The sequence below is a fragment of the Nonomuraea sp. B208 genome (assembly GCF_057536035.1).
Map to the genome: position 1 here is coordinate 669,176 of NZ_BAAJOU010000010.1, position 16,338 is coordinate 685,513.

16 protein-coding genes are annotated in these 16,338 nt (G+C 71.6%); 7 read left to right on the top strand and 9 right to left on the bottom strand.

What is annotated here, in order from left to right; genetic code table 11:
* Window positions 1–54: 54 nt before the first annotated feature.
* A complete protein-coding gene (locus AC27IY_RS08400) occupies window positions 55–1,368 on the bottom strand; it encodes an MFS transporter (protein WP_344207078.1) in 1,314 nt (437 codons plus the stop codon).
* Between the two features lie 164 nt (window positions 1,369–1,532).
* On the opposite strand from AC27IY_RS08400, the gene AC27IY_RS08405 reads away from it, so the two are divergent.
* The 3 genes from AC27IY_RS08405 (at window position 1,533) to AC27IY_RS08415 (ending at window position 3,664) form a co-directional block, all read left to right on the top strand.
* Window positions 1,533–2,045, top strand: a complete 513-nt coding sequence (locus AC27IY_RS08405) for a VOC family protein (protein WP_487177602.1) — start codon at window positions 1,533–1,535, stop codon at window positions 2,043–2,045.
* Window positions 2,046–2,120: 75 nt separating this feature from the next.
* Window positions 2,121–2,540 carry a Zn-ribbon domain-containing OB-fold protein gene (locus tag AC27IY_RS08410; RefSeq protein WP_487177603.1) on the top strand — a complete coding sequence of 140 codons (420 nt, stop codon included), beginning with the start codon at window positions 2,121–2,123 and terminating at the stop codon, window positions 2,538–2,540.
* The gene (locus AC27IY_RS08415) at window positions 2,537–3,664 is read left to right on the top strand and encodes a thiolase C-terminal domain-containing protein (protein WP_487177604.1); all 1,128 of its coding nucleotides are present in this window, start codon (window positions 2,537–2,539) and stop codon (window positions 3,662–3,664) included. The genes AC27IY_RS08410 and AC27IY_RS08415 overlap by 4 nt, the downstream gene beginning before the upstream one ends.
* Before the next feature lie 55 nt (window positions 3,665–3,719).
* Here AC27IY_RS08415 and AC27IY_RS08420 read toward each other — a convergent pair whose 3' ends face one another.
* Both AC27IY_RS08420 and AC27IY_RS08425 read right to left on the bottom strand, forming a co-directional pair.
* Complete coding sequence (locus tag AC27IY_RS08420) at window positions 3,720–5,807, bottom strand: acetate--CoA ligase family protein (protein WP_487177605.1); 2,088 nt, start codon at window positions 5,805–5,807, stop codon at window positions 3,720–3,722.
* 4 nt (window positions 5,808–5,811) lie between these two features.
* Window positions 5,812–6,966, bottom strand: a complete 1,155-nt coding sequence (locus AC27IY_RS08425; protein ID WP_487177606.1) for an acyl-CoA dehydrogenase family protein — start codon at window positions 6,964–6,966, stop codon at window positions 5,812–5,814.
* Between the two features lie 115 nt (window positions 6,967–7,081).
* Between AC27IY_RS08425 and AC27IY_RS08430 the strand changes: the two genes are divergently transcribed.
* Window positions 7,082–7,693, top strand: coding sequence for a TetR/AcrR family transcriptional regulator (locus tag AC27IY_RS08430; RefSeq protein WP_487177607.1), 612 nt, complete (start codon window positions 7,082–7,084; stop codon window positions 7,691–7,693).
* Window positions 7,694–7,702: 9 nt separating this feature from the next.
* Here AC27IY_RS08430 and AC27IY_RS08435 read toward each other — a convergent pair whose 3' ends face one another.
* Entirely contained in the window at window positions 7,703–8,521 is an 819-nt protein-coding gene (locus AC27IY_RS08435) for a MaoC/PaaZ C-terminal domain-containing protein (protein WP_487177608.1), read from the bottom strand.
* A gap of 1 nt (window position 8,522) precedes the next feature.
* Window positions 8,523–9,422, bottom strand: a complete 900-nt coding sequence (locus AC27IY_RS08440; protein WP_487177609.1) for an SDR family oxidoreductase — start codon at window positions 9,420–9,422, stop codon at window positions 8,523–8,525.
* 77 nt (window positions 9,423–9,499) lie between these two features.
* Between AC27IY_RS08440 and AC27IY_RS08445 the strand changes: the two genes are divergently transcribed.
* The 3 genes from AC27IY_RS08445 to AC27IY_RS08455 are packed head-to-tail and all read left to right on the top strand — an operon-like array spanning window position 9,500 to window position 12,535.
* The gene (locus AC27IY_RS08445) at window positions 9,500–10,933 is read left to right on the top strand and encodes an MFS transporter (protein WP_423445668.1); all 1,434 of its coding nucleotides are present in this window, start codon (window positions 9,500–9,502) and stop codon (window positions 10,931–10,933) included.
* 22 nt (window positions 10,934–10,955) lie between these two features.
* On the top strand, window positions 10,956–11,372 hold the full coding sequence (locus tag AC27IY_RS08450) for an acyl-CoA thioesterase (RefSeq protein ID WP_364460433.1): 417 nt from the start codon (window positions 10,956–10,958) through the stop codon (window positions 11,370–11,372).
* The gene (locus AC27IY_RS08455; protein ID WP_449958091.1) at window positions 11,372–12,535 is read left to right on the top strand and encodes an MFS transporter; all 1,164 of its coding nucleotides are present in this window, start codon (window positions 11,372–11,374) and stop codon (window positions 12,533–12,535) included. Before AC27IY_RS08450 ends, AC27IY_RS08455 begins: the two co-directional genes overlap by 1 nt.
* 3 nt (window positions 12,536–12,538) lie before the next feature.
* On the opposite strand, the gene AC27IY_RS08460 is transcribed toward AC27IY_RS08455, so the two are convergent.
* The 4 genes from AC27IY_RS08460 to AC27IY_RS08475 all read right to left on the bottom strand — a co-directional run bounded on the left by AC27IY_RS08460 (window position 12,539) and on the right by AC27IY_RS08475 (window position 16,189).
* The gene (locus AC27IY_RS08460) at window positions 12,539–14,047 is read right to left on the bottom strand and encodes a glycoside hydrolase family 13 protein (RefSeq protein ID WP_449958094.1); all 1,509 of its coding nucleotides are present in this window, start codon (window positions 14,045–14,047) and stop codon (window positions 12,539–12,541) included.
* A gap of 17 nt (window positions 14,048–14,064) precedes the next feature.
* Complete coding sequence (locus AC27IY_RS08465; protein ID WP_344207090.1) at window positions 14,065–14,445, bottom strand: globin; 381 nt, start codon at window positions 14,443–14,445, stop codon at window positions 14,065–14,067.
* Window positions 14,446–14,454: 9 nt separating this feature from the next.
* Window positions 14,455–15,450, bottom strand: coding sequence for a mechanosensitive ion channel family protein (locus AC27IY_RS08470; protein WP_423445664.1), 996 nt, complete (start codon window positions 15,448–15,450; stop codon window positions 14,455–14,457).
* A 454-nt stretch (window positions 15,451–15,904) separates the two neighbouring features.
* Entirely contained in the window at window positions 15,905–16,189 is a 285-nt protein-coding gene (locus AC27IY_RS08475; protein WP_344207092.1) for a hypothetical protein, read from the bottom strand.
* Window positions 16,190–16,338 lie beyond the last annotated feature (149 nt).

Consider the following 16,338-nt stretch of genomic DNA (forward strand, 5'->3'; position numbering starts at 1 on the left):
CGGCAGGCGCCGGTCCCCCCTCGGGACCGGCGCCTGCCGTCATGAGGAGGCAGGTCAGCCTTCCGCCTTCACCGCCACCTTGACGGGGGTCCGGTCGGTACGCCGCCAGGGGCCGTTGAACATCAGGATCGCGGGGACGAACAGTACGAGGCAGCCGAGCGCCACGTACAGCCAGGTCTGCCAGCCGGTGGCCTCGACCACGCGCGGGATGACGAGCAGCCCGACCACCGCGATGCCCTTGGACAGGAAGCCGAACAGGCCCCACGCGGTGCCCTGCAGGCGCGGGTCGGCGTCCTCGGCGTCCTCGGAGTAGTTCGCCATCCACGGCGCGTACGCGACACCGAGCGAGCCGCCGAGCAACGCGCCGACGACCATGAGCGTCCCGGAGGAGACGCCGGGCGAGCCGAGGAGCACGGCGAGGAAGGCGGTGACGAGCACGGCGGCGATCGTCCCGCCGAGGGTGAACGGCTTGCGGAGCTGGAGCCGGTCCGACAGGCGGCCGGTGATGATGAGCGTGATGAGGTTGAGGCTCCAGAACGCCGCCATGATCGTGGACGCCTCCGCGCTGCTCACGCCGAGGGCGCCGACCAGCATGGTCTGCCCGAACAGCGACAGCGTGATGTAGAGGACCAGCCACAGCGAGATGCCGACGACGTGCGCCCAGATGTTGGGCCGGGCGAACAGCGCCGAGATCCGGACCGGCCGCGTCACGTCCACGGCCTCGGTGGCGGCGCGCTCGGTGTGCTGGATCCTGGCCCGCAGCTCGGGGGAGAGGTCGGCGATGTTGAGCGCGATGACGATGGAGATGACCAGCGAGAAGCAGCCCATGATGACGAACTGCGAGCGCCAGGAGTCGTTGAAGATCGGCAGGGTCCAGCCGGCGACGGCGGCGGCCAGGAAGTTCGCGCCGACCGGCCCCCACGTCCAGAACCCGAACGCCTGCGCCCGGCCGAGCCGCGGGGAGAAGTCGCGGATCAGCGGAGCCGTGCTGGCCATCGCCACCCCGTCCACGAACGCCAGCACGATCCTGGCGATCAGCAGGTCGCGTGGGCTGTGCACGAGCGTCATGGCGAAGCAGCACACGGCGGTCAGCGCCATGAGCGGGATGAGCAGCCGCACCCGCCCCACCCGGTCGGTGAGCCGGCCGCCGAGGATGGAGGCGATCGCGCCGGCCACGGCCGCCGCGCCGGACACGGCGCCGTACGTGGCCAGCGTCATGTCCAGGTCTTTCAGCAGCAGCGGGACGACGGGCGCGATCTGCCCTTCGTAGGAGCCGATGAGGATGGCCAGGACGGCCATGGTGAGGATCTTCATGCGCCGGGCGCCGGTCGGGTACTCGTCGAGCTCGCGGACGTAGGACAGCCTCATGGACGGCCTTTCTGATCGGGCTGGACCCCCGCCTAGTTCTAGAAGCTAGCTCTAGAATCGGTTTCTGCGATGCTGCTCCTCACACCGGGCCTCCGTCAAGGGTGAGTCGCGGTCCGCGCGCTAGAATGAAATTCTAGGATTCGACGGAGTAAGGGAGTCTCGCCTTGGACCTGGAACTCGACGGCCTTGAGGTGATCTTCGACCACACGGCCGTGGCCGCGCCGCGCATCAGGGACCTGCTGCCGATCTACGGCGACCTGCTCGGCGGCCGGCATCTGGGCGGCGGGGGCGACAACCGGGTCAGCGGCTACCGCACCCTGCAGCTCACGTACGCGAACGGCGGCAAGGTCGAGCTGATGGAGCCGCTGGCGGGCTCGTCCTTCTTCGACAGCTTCTTCGAGCTCACCCGGGGCCGCGGCGGCGTCCACCACCTGAACTTCCACGTCAACGACCTGGACGCGGCCGTCGCCCGGCTCGCCGCCCGTGGCTTCCGCCTGCACGGGCTCAACCGGGCCGACGCGCGCTGGCAGGAGGTGTTCCTGCACCCCAAGGAGGCGCAGGGGGTGCTGATCCAGCTCGCCCAGCCGGGCTTCCGCGACCCGAACGAGCCGCGGCCGAGCCTGGAGGAGGTGCTCGCCGGGCGCGGCCGCAACGGCAACGGCATCCCCAGTCCCTGATCCGGCCTCGCGGGTCTTCCCTCTCTGGTCTCGCCAGATTTAGAGTGAGATTCTAGAACCAGATTGGGGAGGCCGATGAAGCCGGCACCTAAGCCCACACCCGACACCCAGCCGTTCTGGGACGGCACGGCCGCGGGAGAGCTCAGGATCCAGCGCTGCCAGACGTGCGCGCGCCACTACTTCTACCCGCGGCCGAGCTGCCCCCATTGCGGCAGTGACCAGGTCGAATGGGTCCGGGCCAGCGGCCGCGCGACCCTCTACTCGTACGTGATCAACCACCGCCCCGCCCTCGGCTTCGAGGACGAAGGACCGTACGCCATCGCGGTCGTCGAGCTGGAGGAGGGCGTACGCATGATGACCAACATCGTGGGCGTCGAGAACGTCCCCGAGAACCTGCCGCTGGACATGGAGCTGCGGGTGGTGTTCGAGCGGCGCGGCGAGGTGTCGGTGCCCCTCTTCGAGCCCGCCGCCACGGACGCTGGAGGCGCCCGATGAACGTCGTGATCGCCGGCGCCGCCGAGACCGACGAGGTCGGCCGCCTTCCGAACCATTCGACCCTCCAGCTCCACCTGGAGGCCGCCCGCAACGCGCTCGCCGACGCGGGGCTGACCAAGGACGACATCGACGGCGTCGCCACGGTCGGCACGCCCGGCCCGATCCAGGTGGCCCACGCCCTCGGCATCACCCCCGCCTGGCTCGACGGCACGGGCGTGGGCGGCTCGTCGTTCCTGTTCCACGTACGGCACGCGGCGGCGGCCATCCGCGCCGGGCTGTGCCACACCGTGCTCATCACGCACGGCGAGTCGGGCCGCTCGCGGGTCGGGGCCGGCCGGTTCGGCATGGGGCCGGACTCGCTGCTGGGTCAGTTCGAGGTGCCGTACGGCGTGGTCGGGCCGCCCACGTCGTTCACCATCACCGCGTTGCGCTACATGAAGGAGACCGGCCTCACCCACGAGCAGCTGGCCGAGGTGGCGGTGGCGCAGCGGCGCTGGTCGCACCTCAACCCGCGGGCGATGTTCCGCGATCTCATCACGGTCGAGGACGTGTTCGCCTCGCGGATGGTGGCCTACCCGTTCCACCTGCTGGAATGTTGCCTGGTCACGGACGGCGGCGGCGCCCTGGTCGTCACCTCCGCCGAGCGCGCCCGACGCTCCCCGGTCCACCTGCTGGGCTCGGGCGAGTCGGCGGAGTCGCCGATCATCTCGCAGATGGAGGACTTCACCACCTCGAAGGCGTTCCGGCTGTCGGGGGAGGCGGCGTTCGCCGAGGCCAAGATCACGCACGAGGACGTCGACCACCTCATGGTGTACGACGCCTTCGCCCACGTGCCGATCTACGGCCTGGAGGATCTCGGGTTCGTGGGCCGGGGCGAGGCGGGGGCGTTCATCGCCGAGGGCCACACCTCGCCAGGCGGCCGGCTGCCCATGAACACCAACGGCGGCGGCCTGTCCTACACGCACACCGGCATGTACGGCATGTTCGCCATCCAGGAGGCGGTGCGCCAGCTCCGCGGCGAGGCGGCGGCCCAGGTGTCAGGCGTGGAGGTGAGCGTGGTGCTGGGCAACGGCGGCATGTTCGCCTCGGCCGCGACCCTCGTCCTCGCCAACCGCCTGCCCTGACGCGCCGAGCCGGCCGGGGACCGCAAGCCCCCGGCCGGCAGGCGTCGGCGTGGGATCAGTCGCGCCAGGTGACCAGTGCGTCCAGGGCCTCGACGCGGGAGCCGGTGACGAGGAGCGGGTTGATCTCCAGGGACTCCAGCCGTTCTCCGAGGCTCTCGGCGAACGCCGCGATCCGCGCCACCACCTCGGCCACCGCGTCGAGATCGGCGGGCTCGGCGCCCCGAGCCCCCTGCAGCAACGCCGCGCCGCGCAGCTCCGACAGCGCCCGGCGGACCTCGGCGGCGTCCACCGGCAGCACGCGCAGCGCCGCGTCCCGCAGCACCTCGACCCACACCCCGCCGAGCCCGACGGCGAGCGTCAGCCCCCAGGCGGGATCGCGGACGATCCCGACCAGCAGCTCGATCCCGCCGCCGCGCTGCGGCTGCACGAGCACCCCGTCCGCGTCGGGCACCGCGGCCATGAGCTCGCCGTGGATCCGCCCGACCGCGGCGGCGTCCCGTACGTCCAGTCGGACCCCGCCGATGTCGCTCTTGTGGCCGAGCCCTTCGGCGGCCACCTTGAGCACGACGGGATAGCCGAAGCTCTCGGCCGCCGCGACGGCCTCGTCCGCGGTCCGGGCGAGCGCCGACGGCACGACGGGCAGCCCGGCCGAGGCCAGCAGGGCGGCGGCCCGGTGCTCGGCCCACACCCCGGCCGCCCCTTCAGGAACGGCCACGGTGGCGGGCGGAGCCGCGGCGGGCCGGGACAGGGCGTGCTCCCGGGTCTCGGACCAGCGGACCGCGGCCGCGATGGCCTGGAGGCCGTGCTCGATCCCGCCCGCCACGTACGGATAGCCGGTCTCCCGCTGCACCTGCCGCCCGAACTCCGTGACGTCCGTCAGCACGTTGCTCACCACGACGACCGGCACCGGCGACTCGGCGATGCGCCGCGCGCTCGCCGCGTACAGCGCGAAGACCGGCGCCGGGTCGGGCGGCGCGACCTTGGGCGGCTCGGACAGCAGCAGCACCACGTCGATGCCGGGATCGGCGGTGACCACCTCCAGCGCCCGCCCCAGCAGCGTCCGGTCGATGAGGACGTAGCCGGTGACGTCGAGCGGGTTCTGCACGGTGCCGAACGACGGCACGATCTCGGCCAGCTTGGCCACGGTCTCCGGCGCGAACGCCGGCAGCTCCAAGCCTTCGTCCTCGGCCCGGTCGGCGATGATCTCCGACGCGCCGCCGGAGGGCGTCACGACGCCGACCCGCCGGCCGGGCAGCGGCCCGGTCGCGGCCAGCAGCCCGGCCGTGATGATCAGATCCTCCAGCGAGCGCACCCGGATCACGCCGAGCTGCCGCAGGGCGGCGTCGATGACGTCGTCGTCGCCGACGAGCGCGCCCGTGTGGGCCTGCGCGGTACGCGAGGCCAGCGTGCTGCGCCCGATCTTCAGCGCCACGATGGGCTTGCCGGCCTCCAGTGCCCGCCGCGCCACCCGGGAGAACTCGGCCGGGTTCCTGATCGTCTCCAGGAACAGCGCGATCACCTTGGTCGCCGGATCGTCCACGAGGTAGTCGACCACGTCGGTGACCGTGACGACCGACTCGTTGCCCATCGAGGTGAGCAGGCTGACGCCGACGTTGCGGGCCAGCGCGAAGCCCAGCACCGAGCTGGCCAGCGCGCCGCTCTGCAGCACCACGCCGACCGAGCCGCGCAGCAGCGGCTCGGGGATGGGCAGCCCGTACGGGGTGATCCCGGCGGCGGCGTTGATGTAGCCGTTGCCGTTGGGCCCGAGGACGGTCAGGCCGTGCTCGCGGGCGAAGCCGGCGACCTCGGCCTCCATCCGCGCGCCCTCCTCGCCCGACTCGCCGAAGCCCGCCGTCAGCACCACGTAGTCGCGGATGCCGAGCTTGGCGCCCTCCTTGAGCACGCCGAGCACCGCCGGGGTCGGCACCATGACGTACGCGAGGTCGACGGGCTCGGGGATCTCGGTGAGGCTGCGGTGGGCGGGCTGCCCGTGCACCACGCCGCCGCGCGGGTTCACCAGGTGCACCGGCCCGGGGAATCCGTGCGTACGCAGGTTGAGCAGGGTGCTGACCGACCAGCCCGACTTGTCGGTGGCGCCGACCAGGGCGATCGAGCGCGGGTTGAACAGTGCGTGGACCGACATGCGATCACTCCCCGATGAGACCCAGCCGCGCGTGTCCCTTGATGAGGTTGCGGGCGATGGTACGGCGCTGGATCTCGTCGGTGCCCTCGAAGATGCGCAGCAGCCGCAGCTCGCGGTACCACCGCTCGATCGGCAGCTCCTTCGTGTACCCCATACCCCCGTGGATCTGGAGCACCCGGTCGACGACCTGGTTGGCCATGACCGCGCCGTTGAGCTTGGCGATGGAGGAGGCGTGCCGGGCGTCCATGCCCTCCTGGACCCGCCAAGCCGCGTACAGCGTGAGCCACTTGGCGGCCTCGATCTCCACCTGGGAGTCGGCGATCATCCACTGGATGGCCTGGTACTCCGCGATCGCCTGCCCCATCGACTTGCGGATCTTCGCGTAGTCGACGGCCATCTGGAGCATGCGCTCGGCCGAGCCGATGGCGCGGGCGGGGATCATGTAGCGGCCCTGGCCGATCCACTGCATGGCCAGCTCGAAGCCCTTGCCCAGCTCGCCGAGGATGTTCTCCTCCGGCACCCGGACGTCCTGGAACACCAGCGACGCCGGGCCCCATTCGCCCATGGTCGGGATCGGCTCGGAGGTCCAGCCCATCTCCCTGTCCACCAGGAAGCAGGTGACGCCGTGCTCCTCGGCCACGGCGAACACCATGACGAAGTCGGCCTCGCTGCCGTTGGTGATGAAGGTCTTCTCGCCGTTGATGATCCACTCGCTGCCGTCGCGTACGGCCTTGGTGCGGATGTTGCGGGCGTCGGAGCCCGCGCCCGGCTCGGTGATCGCGAAGCAGGAGCGGCGCTCGCCCTCGATGGTGGGGACGAGGTAGCGGCGCTTCTGCTCCTCGGTGCCGGCGTAGAGGATGTTGTCGGCGGTGCCGCCGAAGGTGAACGGCACGAACGTACGGCCCAGCTCCATCGCGATGATCGCGGACATGACGGGGCCGAGGGCGGCGCCGCCGTACTCCTCGGGGGTGTTGATGCCCCAGAACCCGGACTTCCTGGCCTTGGCGCGCAGCTCGACCAGTGTGTCGCGGTCGATCGCCGGCCGGCCCTCGCGCTCGTTGCGCAGGACCTCGGGCTCCAGCGGCATGACCTCTCTCTCGATGAAGGACCGTACGGTGTCGCGGATCTGCCGTTCCTCGGGGGTGAGTGAGAAGTCCACGGCCGCCTCCTGCCTGCGGAAATTTCTAGAATCTTTCTCTAGGAATACATTCGGGGCAAGGAGGTCCGGTGTCAAGAATCAGATTCTAGAATTTGGAGGCGCTAGCATGGCACGCATGGCACGCAAGTCGTCGTGGGAGTGGAGCCGCACCGCGCAGACCCGCAAGAGCATGCTGCAGGCGGCCCGTGAGGTCTTCAGCGAGCACGGCTTCGCCGAGGCCAACGTCTCCGAGGTGGTGGCCCGCGCCGGATCCAGCGTCGGCAGCCTCTATCACCACTTCGGCGGCAAGACCGAGCTGTTCCTCGCCCTCTACGAGGACCACCAGGCGGCGCACGAGCAGGCGTCGGCCGCCAGCGTGTCCAAGGCCAAGAAGGAGGGCGAGAGCGACCCGGTCGAGCTGCTGATCGCCGGGGCGCGCGCCTACCTCGCCGGGGCGTGGGAGCGCCGCGACCTGGTCCGGCTGTTCATCGACGGCGACGGGCCGCCCGGCTTCGAGCTGATCAGGCGCACCCGGGGCCGCGAGTGGGTCCGCCAGAACGCCGTGCTGCTCGGCGCCGGCGGCGACCCGCTCGACCGGTTCACCGTGGCCGTGCTGACCAGCATCATCGGCGAGGCCGCGCGCGAGGTCGCCACCTCCGACACCGAGGAGGAGGCGCAGGAGGTCATCGAGGCGGCGATGACGCTGATCCGCCGCCTCGACCCCCTGCGGGTGCTCGACGAGAGCTGAGCCCGGGGCTCAGGCGACGGTGGCCCGGCCCCGGTCGATGACCACCGTGCCGTCGTCCTTCGCCGTACGGAACAGCACGTCGGTCCCGTCCACCCAGATCGACACCGTCAGCGACTCGCCCGGGAAGACGGGGCTGCTGAACCGGCCCGACATCGCCTTGAACCGGGCCGGGTCCGAGCCCGCGACCGCGTGCAGCAGCGCCCGCCCGGTCACCCCGTACGTGCACAGCCCGTGCAGGATCGGCCGGTCGAAGCCCGCCCGCGCGGCGAACTCCGGATCGCTGTGCAGCGGGTTGTAGTCGCCCGACAGCCGGTAGACCAGCGCCTGCTCGTGCCGCGTCGCGTAGGTGATCTTGTGGTCGGGAGCCCGGTCCGGCGCCCGCCAGTCGTCGCGCGGCCCGCGCTCGCCGCCGAAGCCGCCCTCGCCCCTGATGAACACCGAGCTCCGGCTGACGATGACCGGCTCGCCGGTCTCCAGGTCCACCGCCCGCGCCTCGGTCGTCACCAGCGCGCCGGAGCCCTTGTCGTAGATGCCGGTGACCGTGCTGGACGTGCGCACCCCGCCGGCCGGCGGCAGCTCGCGGAACAGCTCGAACGCCTGCTCGGCGTGGACCAGCATGGCCCGGTCGAAGTCGCCGAGCCGCCGCCCCGGCGACTGCGCGGCCAGCACCGCGAACGTCGGCAGCACCCGCTGGCCCTTCTCGGTCGCGAACTCCAGCTCCGACAGGCCCGCGCCGACGCCGAGCGCGTACAGCATGGTGTCCCTGGCCGTCCAGGTGCGCTCGTGCGCCGGCCCCTCCTGGCCGACCACGTCGTGGTCGAGCGGCATGTCAGTCCTCCCGTCCCGGGATGCGGCCGTTGGTGAGCGCGTTGGGCGCGGCCTTCTCGACCAGGCCGGGGATGACCGCGCCCAGCTCGGCCGGGTCCCACCGCGAGCCCTTGTCGACGCCGGGCCCCGCGTGCCAGCCCTCGGCCACGCTGATCGCGCCGCCGCGCACGTTGAACACCCGGCCGGTGATGCCGCGCGCCTCCGCGCTGGCCAGCCAGACCACCAGCGGCGCGATGTCCTCGGGATCGGCGCCCTTGGCCCCGGACGCGATGAGGTTCTCGGTCATGCGGGTGAGCGCGGCGGGGGCGACGGCGTTGACGGTGACGCCGTAACGCTCCAGCTCCCGCGCCGCGATGACGGTCAGGCCCGCGATGCCCGCCTTGGCCGCGCCGTAGTTGCCCTGCCCCGGGTTACCGTAGATGCCGGAGGACGAGGTCGTGTTGATGATCCGGGCATCCACCGGTTCGCCCGCCTTCGCCTTGCCCCGCCAGTAGGCGGCGGCGTGGCGCAGCGGCGCGAACGTCCCCCGCAGATGCACCTTGATGACGGCGTCCCACTCGTCGGCGGTCATGTTGACGAGCATCCGGTCCCGCAGGATGCCCGCGTTGTTGACCAGCACGTGCAGGTCGCCGAACCGCTCGATCGCGGCGCGCACCAGGCGTTCCGCGCCGTCGAAGTCGGAGACGTCCTCGCCGTTGACGATCGCCTCCCCGCCCATGGCCTCGATCTCGGCCACCACGTCCGCCGCGGCCCCGGACGAGCCGGTGCCGTCCACCTCCGCGCCCAGGTCGTTGACCACCACCTTGGCGCCCTGCCGGGCGAACTCCAGCGCGTGCCCGCGCCCGATGCCCCGCGCTCCGCCCGTGACGATGACCACGCGGCCGTCGACTATCCCGCTCATCCGACACCTCGATCCTTGACCGGCTGACGATGCGAATTGGATTCTAGTATTAAAATCTAGAAAGGACAGGGTCTCTCTTGACGCTCACGACCACCACCCCCACGGGCCAGGCCTGGCGAACGTTGTCGGTCGTGAGCCTCGCCAGCGTGCTGACCGGTCTCGGCGGCAGCTCGATGAACGTCGCGCTGCCCGAGATCGCCCGGCACACCGGGGCCGACGCCACCGCGGCCGGCTGGATCCTCCTGGGCTTCCAGTTGACCACGACCGTGCTCATGGTGGTGTTAGGCAGGCTCGCCGACCTGTTCGGCCGCCGCCGGATGTACCTGCTCGGGCTGGGGATCTACACCTTCGCCGCCCTCCTCGCCGGCTTCTCGCCCAACGCCTGGGTGATCGTCGCGCTGCGCGTGGTGCAGGCCGCCGGGGCCGCGATGCTCCTCACCAACAGCGCCGCCCTCGTCAGCGACGCCTTCCCCCGCGAGCGGCTGGGGGAGGGCATGGGCGTGTACGTGGCCTCGTTCTCGATCGCCGGGCTCATCGGGCCGACGCTCGGCGGGTTCCTGGCCGAGAGCCTGGGCTGGCGGTGGGTGTTCTGGTTCAACGTGCCGATGGGCGTCGTGTGCCTGGTCTGGGGCGCGCTCGTGCTGCGCGGCCCCGCGCCCGGCGACCGGGACCGCGGCCTCGACCTGCCCGGCAGCCTGCTCGTGCTGGTCACGCTGGGCGGGCTGCTGCTGGCGCTGTCGGAGTTCACCCGGCTCGGCTGGAGCCACCCGGTCGTGGTGTCCGGGCTGGTGGCGGCCGTCGCCGGGCTGCCGCTCTTCCTGATCAGGGAGCGGCGGGCCGCGCACCCCGTGGTGGACCTGGGGCTCTTCCGCGACCGGGCGTTCGCCTTCGGGACGCTCGCCTCGTTCCTCAACGCCGTCGCCCGCATGGGCATGGTGTTCCTCGTCGCCCTCTACTTCCAGGCCGTACGCGGCGAGGACCCGGTGCAGGCCGGGCTCAAGGTGCTGCCGCTCGCGGTGGCCGCGATGACCGCCTCCGTGGTCTCCGGGTTCCTCCAGCGCCTGCTCACCGCCCGTACGCTGGCCGTCGGCGGCGCCGCCGCCACCACCTGCGGCCTGCTCGTCATGCTGGCCGTGATGTCCACCGACGTCCCCTACCCGGCCGTGGCACTCGGGCTGGTGCTCATCGGGCTCGGCTCGGGGGTGTTCCTGCCCTCCAACACCACCGCCATCCTCGACGGCCTGCCCTCCGACCGGCTCGGCATCGTCAACGCCATGCGCCTCATGCTCCAGAACACCGGCAACGTCGTCGGCACCGCCCTGGTCCTGTCGATCCTCACCGCCCCGCTCCCGGCCGCCCTGCACCAGCAGGTCTTCGCCGGCACGCTCGGCCGGCTGTCGGGCGGCGCGGTCGAGCAGCTCGTCACCGGCTACCGCTACGCGCTGGCCGCCATGGCCGCGATCTCGGTGCTGACCGTGCTGGCCTGCCTGGCCCGGCGCAGGGCCACCTGACCGGGACCGGTACGGTGGCCAGGTGGTTGAACACGATGGTCCCCGGCGACACGTCTACCTCCGCGCGGTGCGCTTCGGCGACGTCGACTCCCAAGGGCACGTCAACAACGTGCGCTTCCTCGACTATCTGGAGGACGCCCGCTTCGGCATGTTCGCCATCGACCCGCACAACGCGGGGGAGGAGCCGTTCGGCGGCCTGGTCGTCACCCGGCACGAGATCGACTACCGCCGCCCGCTCGGCTTCCGCCCCCAGCCGGTGCGCGTGGAGACCTGGGTGGAGGAGGTCCGCGCGGTGCGCTTCCGGCTGCGGTACGAGATCCGCGACGACGACGAGCTCTACGTCACGGCCACCTCCGTGATCGCCGCCTACGACGTCGAGCGGGCCGCCCCGCGCAGGCTCAGCGAGGCCGAACTGGCCTACCTCAAGCGCTTCGCGTAATGAAGCGCTGGTGGATGCTGGCGCTGGGCGTCAACGCCCACGCCGGCGTCACCCTCGGGCTGTTCGGCTTACCGCTGGTCATGCCGGAGATCCAGCGCCACTTCGGGGTGTCGCTGCCGGTGGCCGGCATCATCGCCAACGCCTCCGCCGTCGGCATCCTCGCCGCCCTCGTCGCCTGGGGCGCGCTGGCCGACCGGCACGGCGAGCGGATCGTGCTCGGCGCCGGTGTGGGCCTGGCGGCCGTGCTGTTCGCCGCCGCCTCCCGCGTCGGGAGCGCCTGGGGGGTGGCCGTGCTGCTCGCCCTGGCCGGCGCGGCGGGCTCGGCCGCGATGGTCGGCGGCGGGCGGATCGTGCTGCGCTGGTTCCGGCCGCCCGAGCGCGGCGTCGCCATGGGCGTGCGCCAGGTCTCCTTCACGCTGGGCATGGCGGTGAGCGCGTTCACGCTGCCGCCGGTCGCGGCGGCGTACGGGCTGCCCGGCGTGCTCCTCGTCTGCGCGGGCGTGAGCCTGCTGGCCGCGGTGCTGGCCGCGATCTTCCTGACCGAGCCGCCGCACGAGGCCGCCGGGCAGGGCGCGGCGCCGGTCGGCTCGCCGTACCGGCAGCCGGCGCTCTGGCGGGTGCACGCCACCAGCGCCCTGCACGTGGTGCCCCAGATCGTGGTCACCACGTACGGGGTGACCTGCCTGGTCGAGCTCTACGGCTGGGACGCCGTGTCGGCCGGCCGGCTGTTCGGCGTGGCGGCGATCGGCGGGGCCGCGGTGCGCGTCGCGGCCGGCCGCTGGTCGGACCGGGTCGGGCTGCGCATGCGGCCCCTGTTGCTGATCACGTTCGCCAACGTCGTCGTGCTGCTCCTGCTGGTCGCCGGGACGCTCACCCGCACCTGGCCGGGCCCCGTCATGCTGGCGCTGGCCGCCGTGATGACCGTGGCCGGCAACGGGCTCGCCTACCTCGCGGCGGGCGAGCTGGCCGGGCCCGCCTGGGCGGGGCGGGTGCTCGGCACCCACAACACCGTCCAGAACACCGTCTCCCTGGCCGCCATCCCGCTCACCGGCGTGCTCATGGAGAGCGCCGGGTTCTGGGCGGGCTTCGCCGCGGGGCTGGCGTGCACGCTGCTGTCGGTGCCGGTCGTGCCATGGCGGGGTGAGCGGACCAGGCGAGGGTGAGGGCTATGCGGCCCGGCGCAGCCACACGGCCGTGTCGGCGGGCAGCAGGCCGCCCTTGACCGGGCCGCTCGCCAGGATCACCTCGTCGTGGGCGGGGAGGCGTACGGGGTGGGTGCCGCAGTTGATGGCGCAGATCAGCGGGCCGCGGGTGAAGAAAAGCGCACCTTCGGGAGAATCCAGCCACTCCAAGGTATAAGGAATTTCCTCCACCAGTTCGCGGCGCCGGGCCAGCGCCCGCCGGTAGAACTCCAGCGTCGAGCCGGCGTCGCCCTCCTGCTTCTCCACGCTCAGCTCCGCGAACTCCGGCGGCTGCGGCAGCCACGGCTCCACCGAGTCGGGGGAGAACCCGTGGGAGGGGGCGTCCACCGTCCACGGGATCGGCACCCGGCACCCGTCGCGCCCCGGCAGCTTGCCCTCCGACTGGAAGAACACCGGATCCTGGCGGGCCTCGGCCGGCAGATCGGTGACCTCGGGCAGGCCCAGCTCCTCGCCCTGGTAGAGGTAGGCCGAGCCGGGCAGGGCCAGCATGGTCAGCAGCGCGGCCCGCGCCCGTGCCAGCCCCGTGCCGGGGTCGGCCGTGCCGTAGCGGGTGCGGTGGCGGACCACGTCGTGGTTGGACAGCACCCACGTCGCGTAGGGGACCGCGCCGAGCGTGTCGTCGATCACCTGCTTGAACGCCGTCGGCGACCAGGGCGCCTGCAGCCAGGCGAAGTTGAAGCTCTGCTGCAGCTCGTCGGGGCGCACGTAGAGCGCGAGGTCGTCGAGGCTGTCGGTCCAGACCTCGCCCACCGCCATGCGCTCGCCCGGATAGCTGTCGAGCAGCCGCCGCCAGTCGCGGTAGACGCCGTGCACCTCGGGCTGCCCCCACACCGGCGAGGCCGCCATGAACGACTGGTCGCCCACGTCGGGCAGGCCCTCCGCCTTGTAGAGGCCCATCGCCACGTCGATGCGGAACCCGTCGACGCCGCGGTCCAGCCAGAACCGCAGCACGTCGAGGAACTCCTCGTGCACCTCGGGGTTGCGCCAGTTGAAGTCGGGCTGGCCCGGGGCGAACAGGTGCAGGTAGTACTGGCCGTCGGGCACCTGCGTCCAGGCCGGGCCGCTGAAGGTGGACTGCCAGTTGTTGGTCGTGTCGCGGAAGATGTAGCGGTCGCGGCCCTCGCCCCGCAGCGCCGCCTGGAACCACGGATGCTGGTCGGAGCTGTGGTTGGGCACGATGTCGACCAGCACCCGCAGCCCCAGATCGTGCGCCTCGGCCACCAGCGCGTCGAAGTCGGCCAGCGAGCCGAACAGCGGGTCCACGCCGCGGTAGTCGGCCACGTCGTAGCCGCCGTCGGCCATGGGGGAGGGGTAGAACGGGGTCAGCCAGATGGCGTCGATCCCCAGCCGCTTCAGGTAGGGCAGCCGCTGCCGCACCCCGGCCAGGTCGCCGACGCCGTCTCCCGAGGCGTCGGCGAAGCTGCGTACATAGATCTCGTAAACGACGGCGTCACGCCACCAGGGGATGTCCATGACGGCTCTCTGCCCCGTCAGGCGGGGGAGTTCACCAAGCTGTGGGCGGCGTAGACCAGATAGTCCCAGAGCCGGGTCTCCTGCTCCTCCGGCAGGTCGAGCGAGTCGACCGCGTCCCGCATGTGCCGCAGCCAGGCGTCCCGCTCGGGCTCGCCGATCACGAACGGCATGTGCCGCATCCGCAGCCGGGGATGCCCGCGCTGCTCGCTGTAGGTCTTGGGGCCGCCCCAGTACTGGACGAGGAAGCCCCGCAGCCGCTCCTCGGCGCCCGTCAGATCGGGCTCGGGGTAGAGCGGCCGCAGGATCGGGTCGTCGGCGACCCCCTCGTAGAAACGGTGGACGAGGCGCCGGAAGGTCTCCTCGCCGCCTACGGCATCGTAGAAGGAGGTCTCAGTCACAGCATTAGCTTAGGCAATCGCGACCATGGGAATGCCCGCGGTGTCCATGGCCGTCTTGACCCGGAGCCTGAGCTCCCGCGCCACCTCGGCCTGCGCGGACGGCAGGGTCTTGACCGTGACGCGGAACACCATCGCGCTGTTGGACATCTGCTCCACGCCGAAGACCTGGGGCTGCTCGACCATCTTGCTCTCGCGCAGCTCGGAGTCGGCCCACATCTCCTCGGCGGTGTGCTCAAGCAGCACCTTCACGGTGACCACGTCGGCGTCGTAGGCGACCGGGACGTCCACGAAGGCGCGCGACCAGCCCTGCGACTCGTTGCCGACGCGGGTGATCGTGCCGTTGCGCACGTACCAGACCCGGCCGTCGGAGTCGCGCAGCCGGGTCACCCGCAGCGTCACCGCCTCGACGGTGCCGACGGCGGCGCCCGCGTCGATCACGTCGCCGACGCCGTACTGGTCCTCCATCAGCATGAACAGGCCCGCGATGAAGTCCTTCACCAGCTCCTGGGCGCCGAAGCCGATGGCCACGCCGAGGATGCCGACGCTGGTCAGCACGGGCGCGATGGGGATGGTCAGCCGGTCGAGCACGGTCAGCGCCGCGGTGCCCAGGATGACGATCGAGGCGATGTACCTCAGCACCGAGCCCATGGTCTCGGCCCGCTGCTTGCGCCGCTCGTGCAGCAGCACGTCGATGCTGTCGGGGGGCGCGCCCTTGCGGAATCTGCTGGTGATCGAGCCGCCCGCGGCCGCCCGGTTGACCACCCGGGTGATCACCCGGTGGGCGATGTTGCGGATCACGAACGCGAGCACCACGATCAGGACGATCGTGATGGCGGTCGCCACCAGCGGCGCCCAGGGCGCGTTGTCGAACACCCCCGCGAGCGTGGAGCAGAGCACCGTGTCGTTCTGGCAGACCGTGCTCACTCCGTTCGTGAGCGTGTCCAGGTCGGGCAGGACCGTGGACGTCGACGAGGGCTGTGGCGACGGTGTCACCAGCAGTAGCACTGGGTGGATCCCCCTCCGGAAGCGGTTCGATCGGCATTGGACCGAGTTGATCTAGTTGATCTAGTTCGGATCCAAAATACCGCCGACCGAACCGCCCGCCGTCACATCACGCCGGGGAAGACGGGGACGCGGGCTCTCTGGGCCGCGGAGGGAGAGAGCCCACGCTCCGATGACGGACGGCTCGGAACGGGACACGCACCCGGAAGCATGTCCCGCGCCGGTTCCGGGAGGGATCCCCCGAACACCCGCCCCGGTGGGACGGGTGGCTTGGCCACGCGCACGGGTGCGAGCCGTGCGCGCGAGATCTGCCGCCCCCGAAAGGGCGGGAACCGGCGGAGTGACACAGGGCGCCTTCGGTCGGAGCCCTCCGCACCGGTCACCCCGCCGGCTCCGAGGAGCCGCCGTGGTCGCGGTGAGCCGTGATGGCCGCGTTCCATCCGGATCACCGCCGTCGTCACTCGCCCACGGCGGCGAGCACTCGGGCGACCTTCGTCGCCGCACCGGCCGGGTCGTCCGCCGTGTGCATCCGCTCGCCCCAGGACCAGCAGTACCACCAGTCCGGCATGTCGGAGATGGTGGCCGACCGGCAGGTCACGTTCTCCGTCAGGCTGGTCGCCTTCGGGTTGATCACCCGTACGAACTGCCGGCCGCCCTGGGTCCGGACCACTCGGGCGAGCAACCCGCGGGCGCCGAGCTCCTTGACCAGACGCTCCAGCCGCTCGTAGTCGTCGTCCCCCACCGTGTCCTCCTAGGAATCGCTGCTGGTGGGCCAAAGATGGCTCAAGTCGGCGGCGGGCGCAACGAGCGGAATCCGGCTACGGGGAGTTGCTTCTCCCTCATGGGATGTAAGAAACAGCCCCTGGGAGGACGATCCTTAACCGTAGGCTT

Excerpts from the sequence above, each read along its gene's own strand:
- AC27IY_RS08400 (WP_344207078.1), bottom strand. The coding sequence starts at position 1,368 with ATGAGGCTGTCCTACGTCCGCGAGCTCGACGAGTACCCGACCGGCGCC.
- AC27IY_RS08410 (WP_487177603.1), top strand. The coding sequence starts at position 2,121 with ATGAAGCCGGCACCTAAGCCCACACCCGACACCCAGCCGTTCTGGGAC.
- AC27IY_RS08415 (WP_487177604.1), top strand. The coding sequence starts at position 2,537 with ATGAACGTCGTGATCGCCGGCGCCGCCGAGACCGACGAGGTCGGCCGC.
- AC27IY_RS08420 (WP_487177605.1), bottom strand. The coding sequence starts at position 5,807 with ATGTCGGTCCACGCACTGTTCAACCCGCGCTCGATCGCCCTGGTCGGC.
- AC27IY_RS08430 (WP_487177607.1), top strand. The coding sequence starts at position 7,082 with ATGGCACGCAAGTCGTCGTGGGAGTGGAGCCGCACCGCGCAGACCCGC.
- AC27IY_RS08435 (WP_487177608.1), bottom strand. The coding sequence starts at position 8,521 with ATGCCGCTCGACCACGACGTGGTCGGCCAGGAGGGGCCGGCGCACGAG.
- AC27IY_RS08440 (WP_487177609.1), bottom strand. The coding sequence starts at position 9,422 with ATGAGCGGGATAGTCGACGGCCGCGTGGTCATCGTCACGGGCGGAGCG.
- AC27IY_RS08455 (WP_449958091.1), top strand. The coding sequence starts at position 11,372 with ATGAAGCGCTGGTGGATGCTGGCGCTGGGCGTCAACGCCCACGCCGGC.
- AC27IY_RS08460 (WP_449958094.1), bottom strand. The coding sequence starts at position 14,047 with ATGGACATCCCCTGGTGGCGTGACGCCGTCGTTTACGAGATCTATGTA.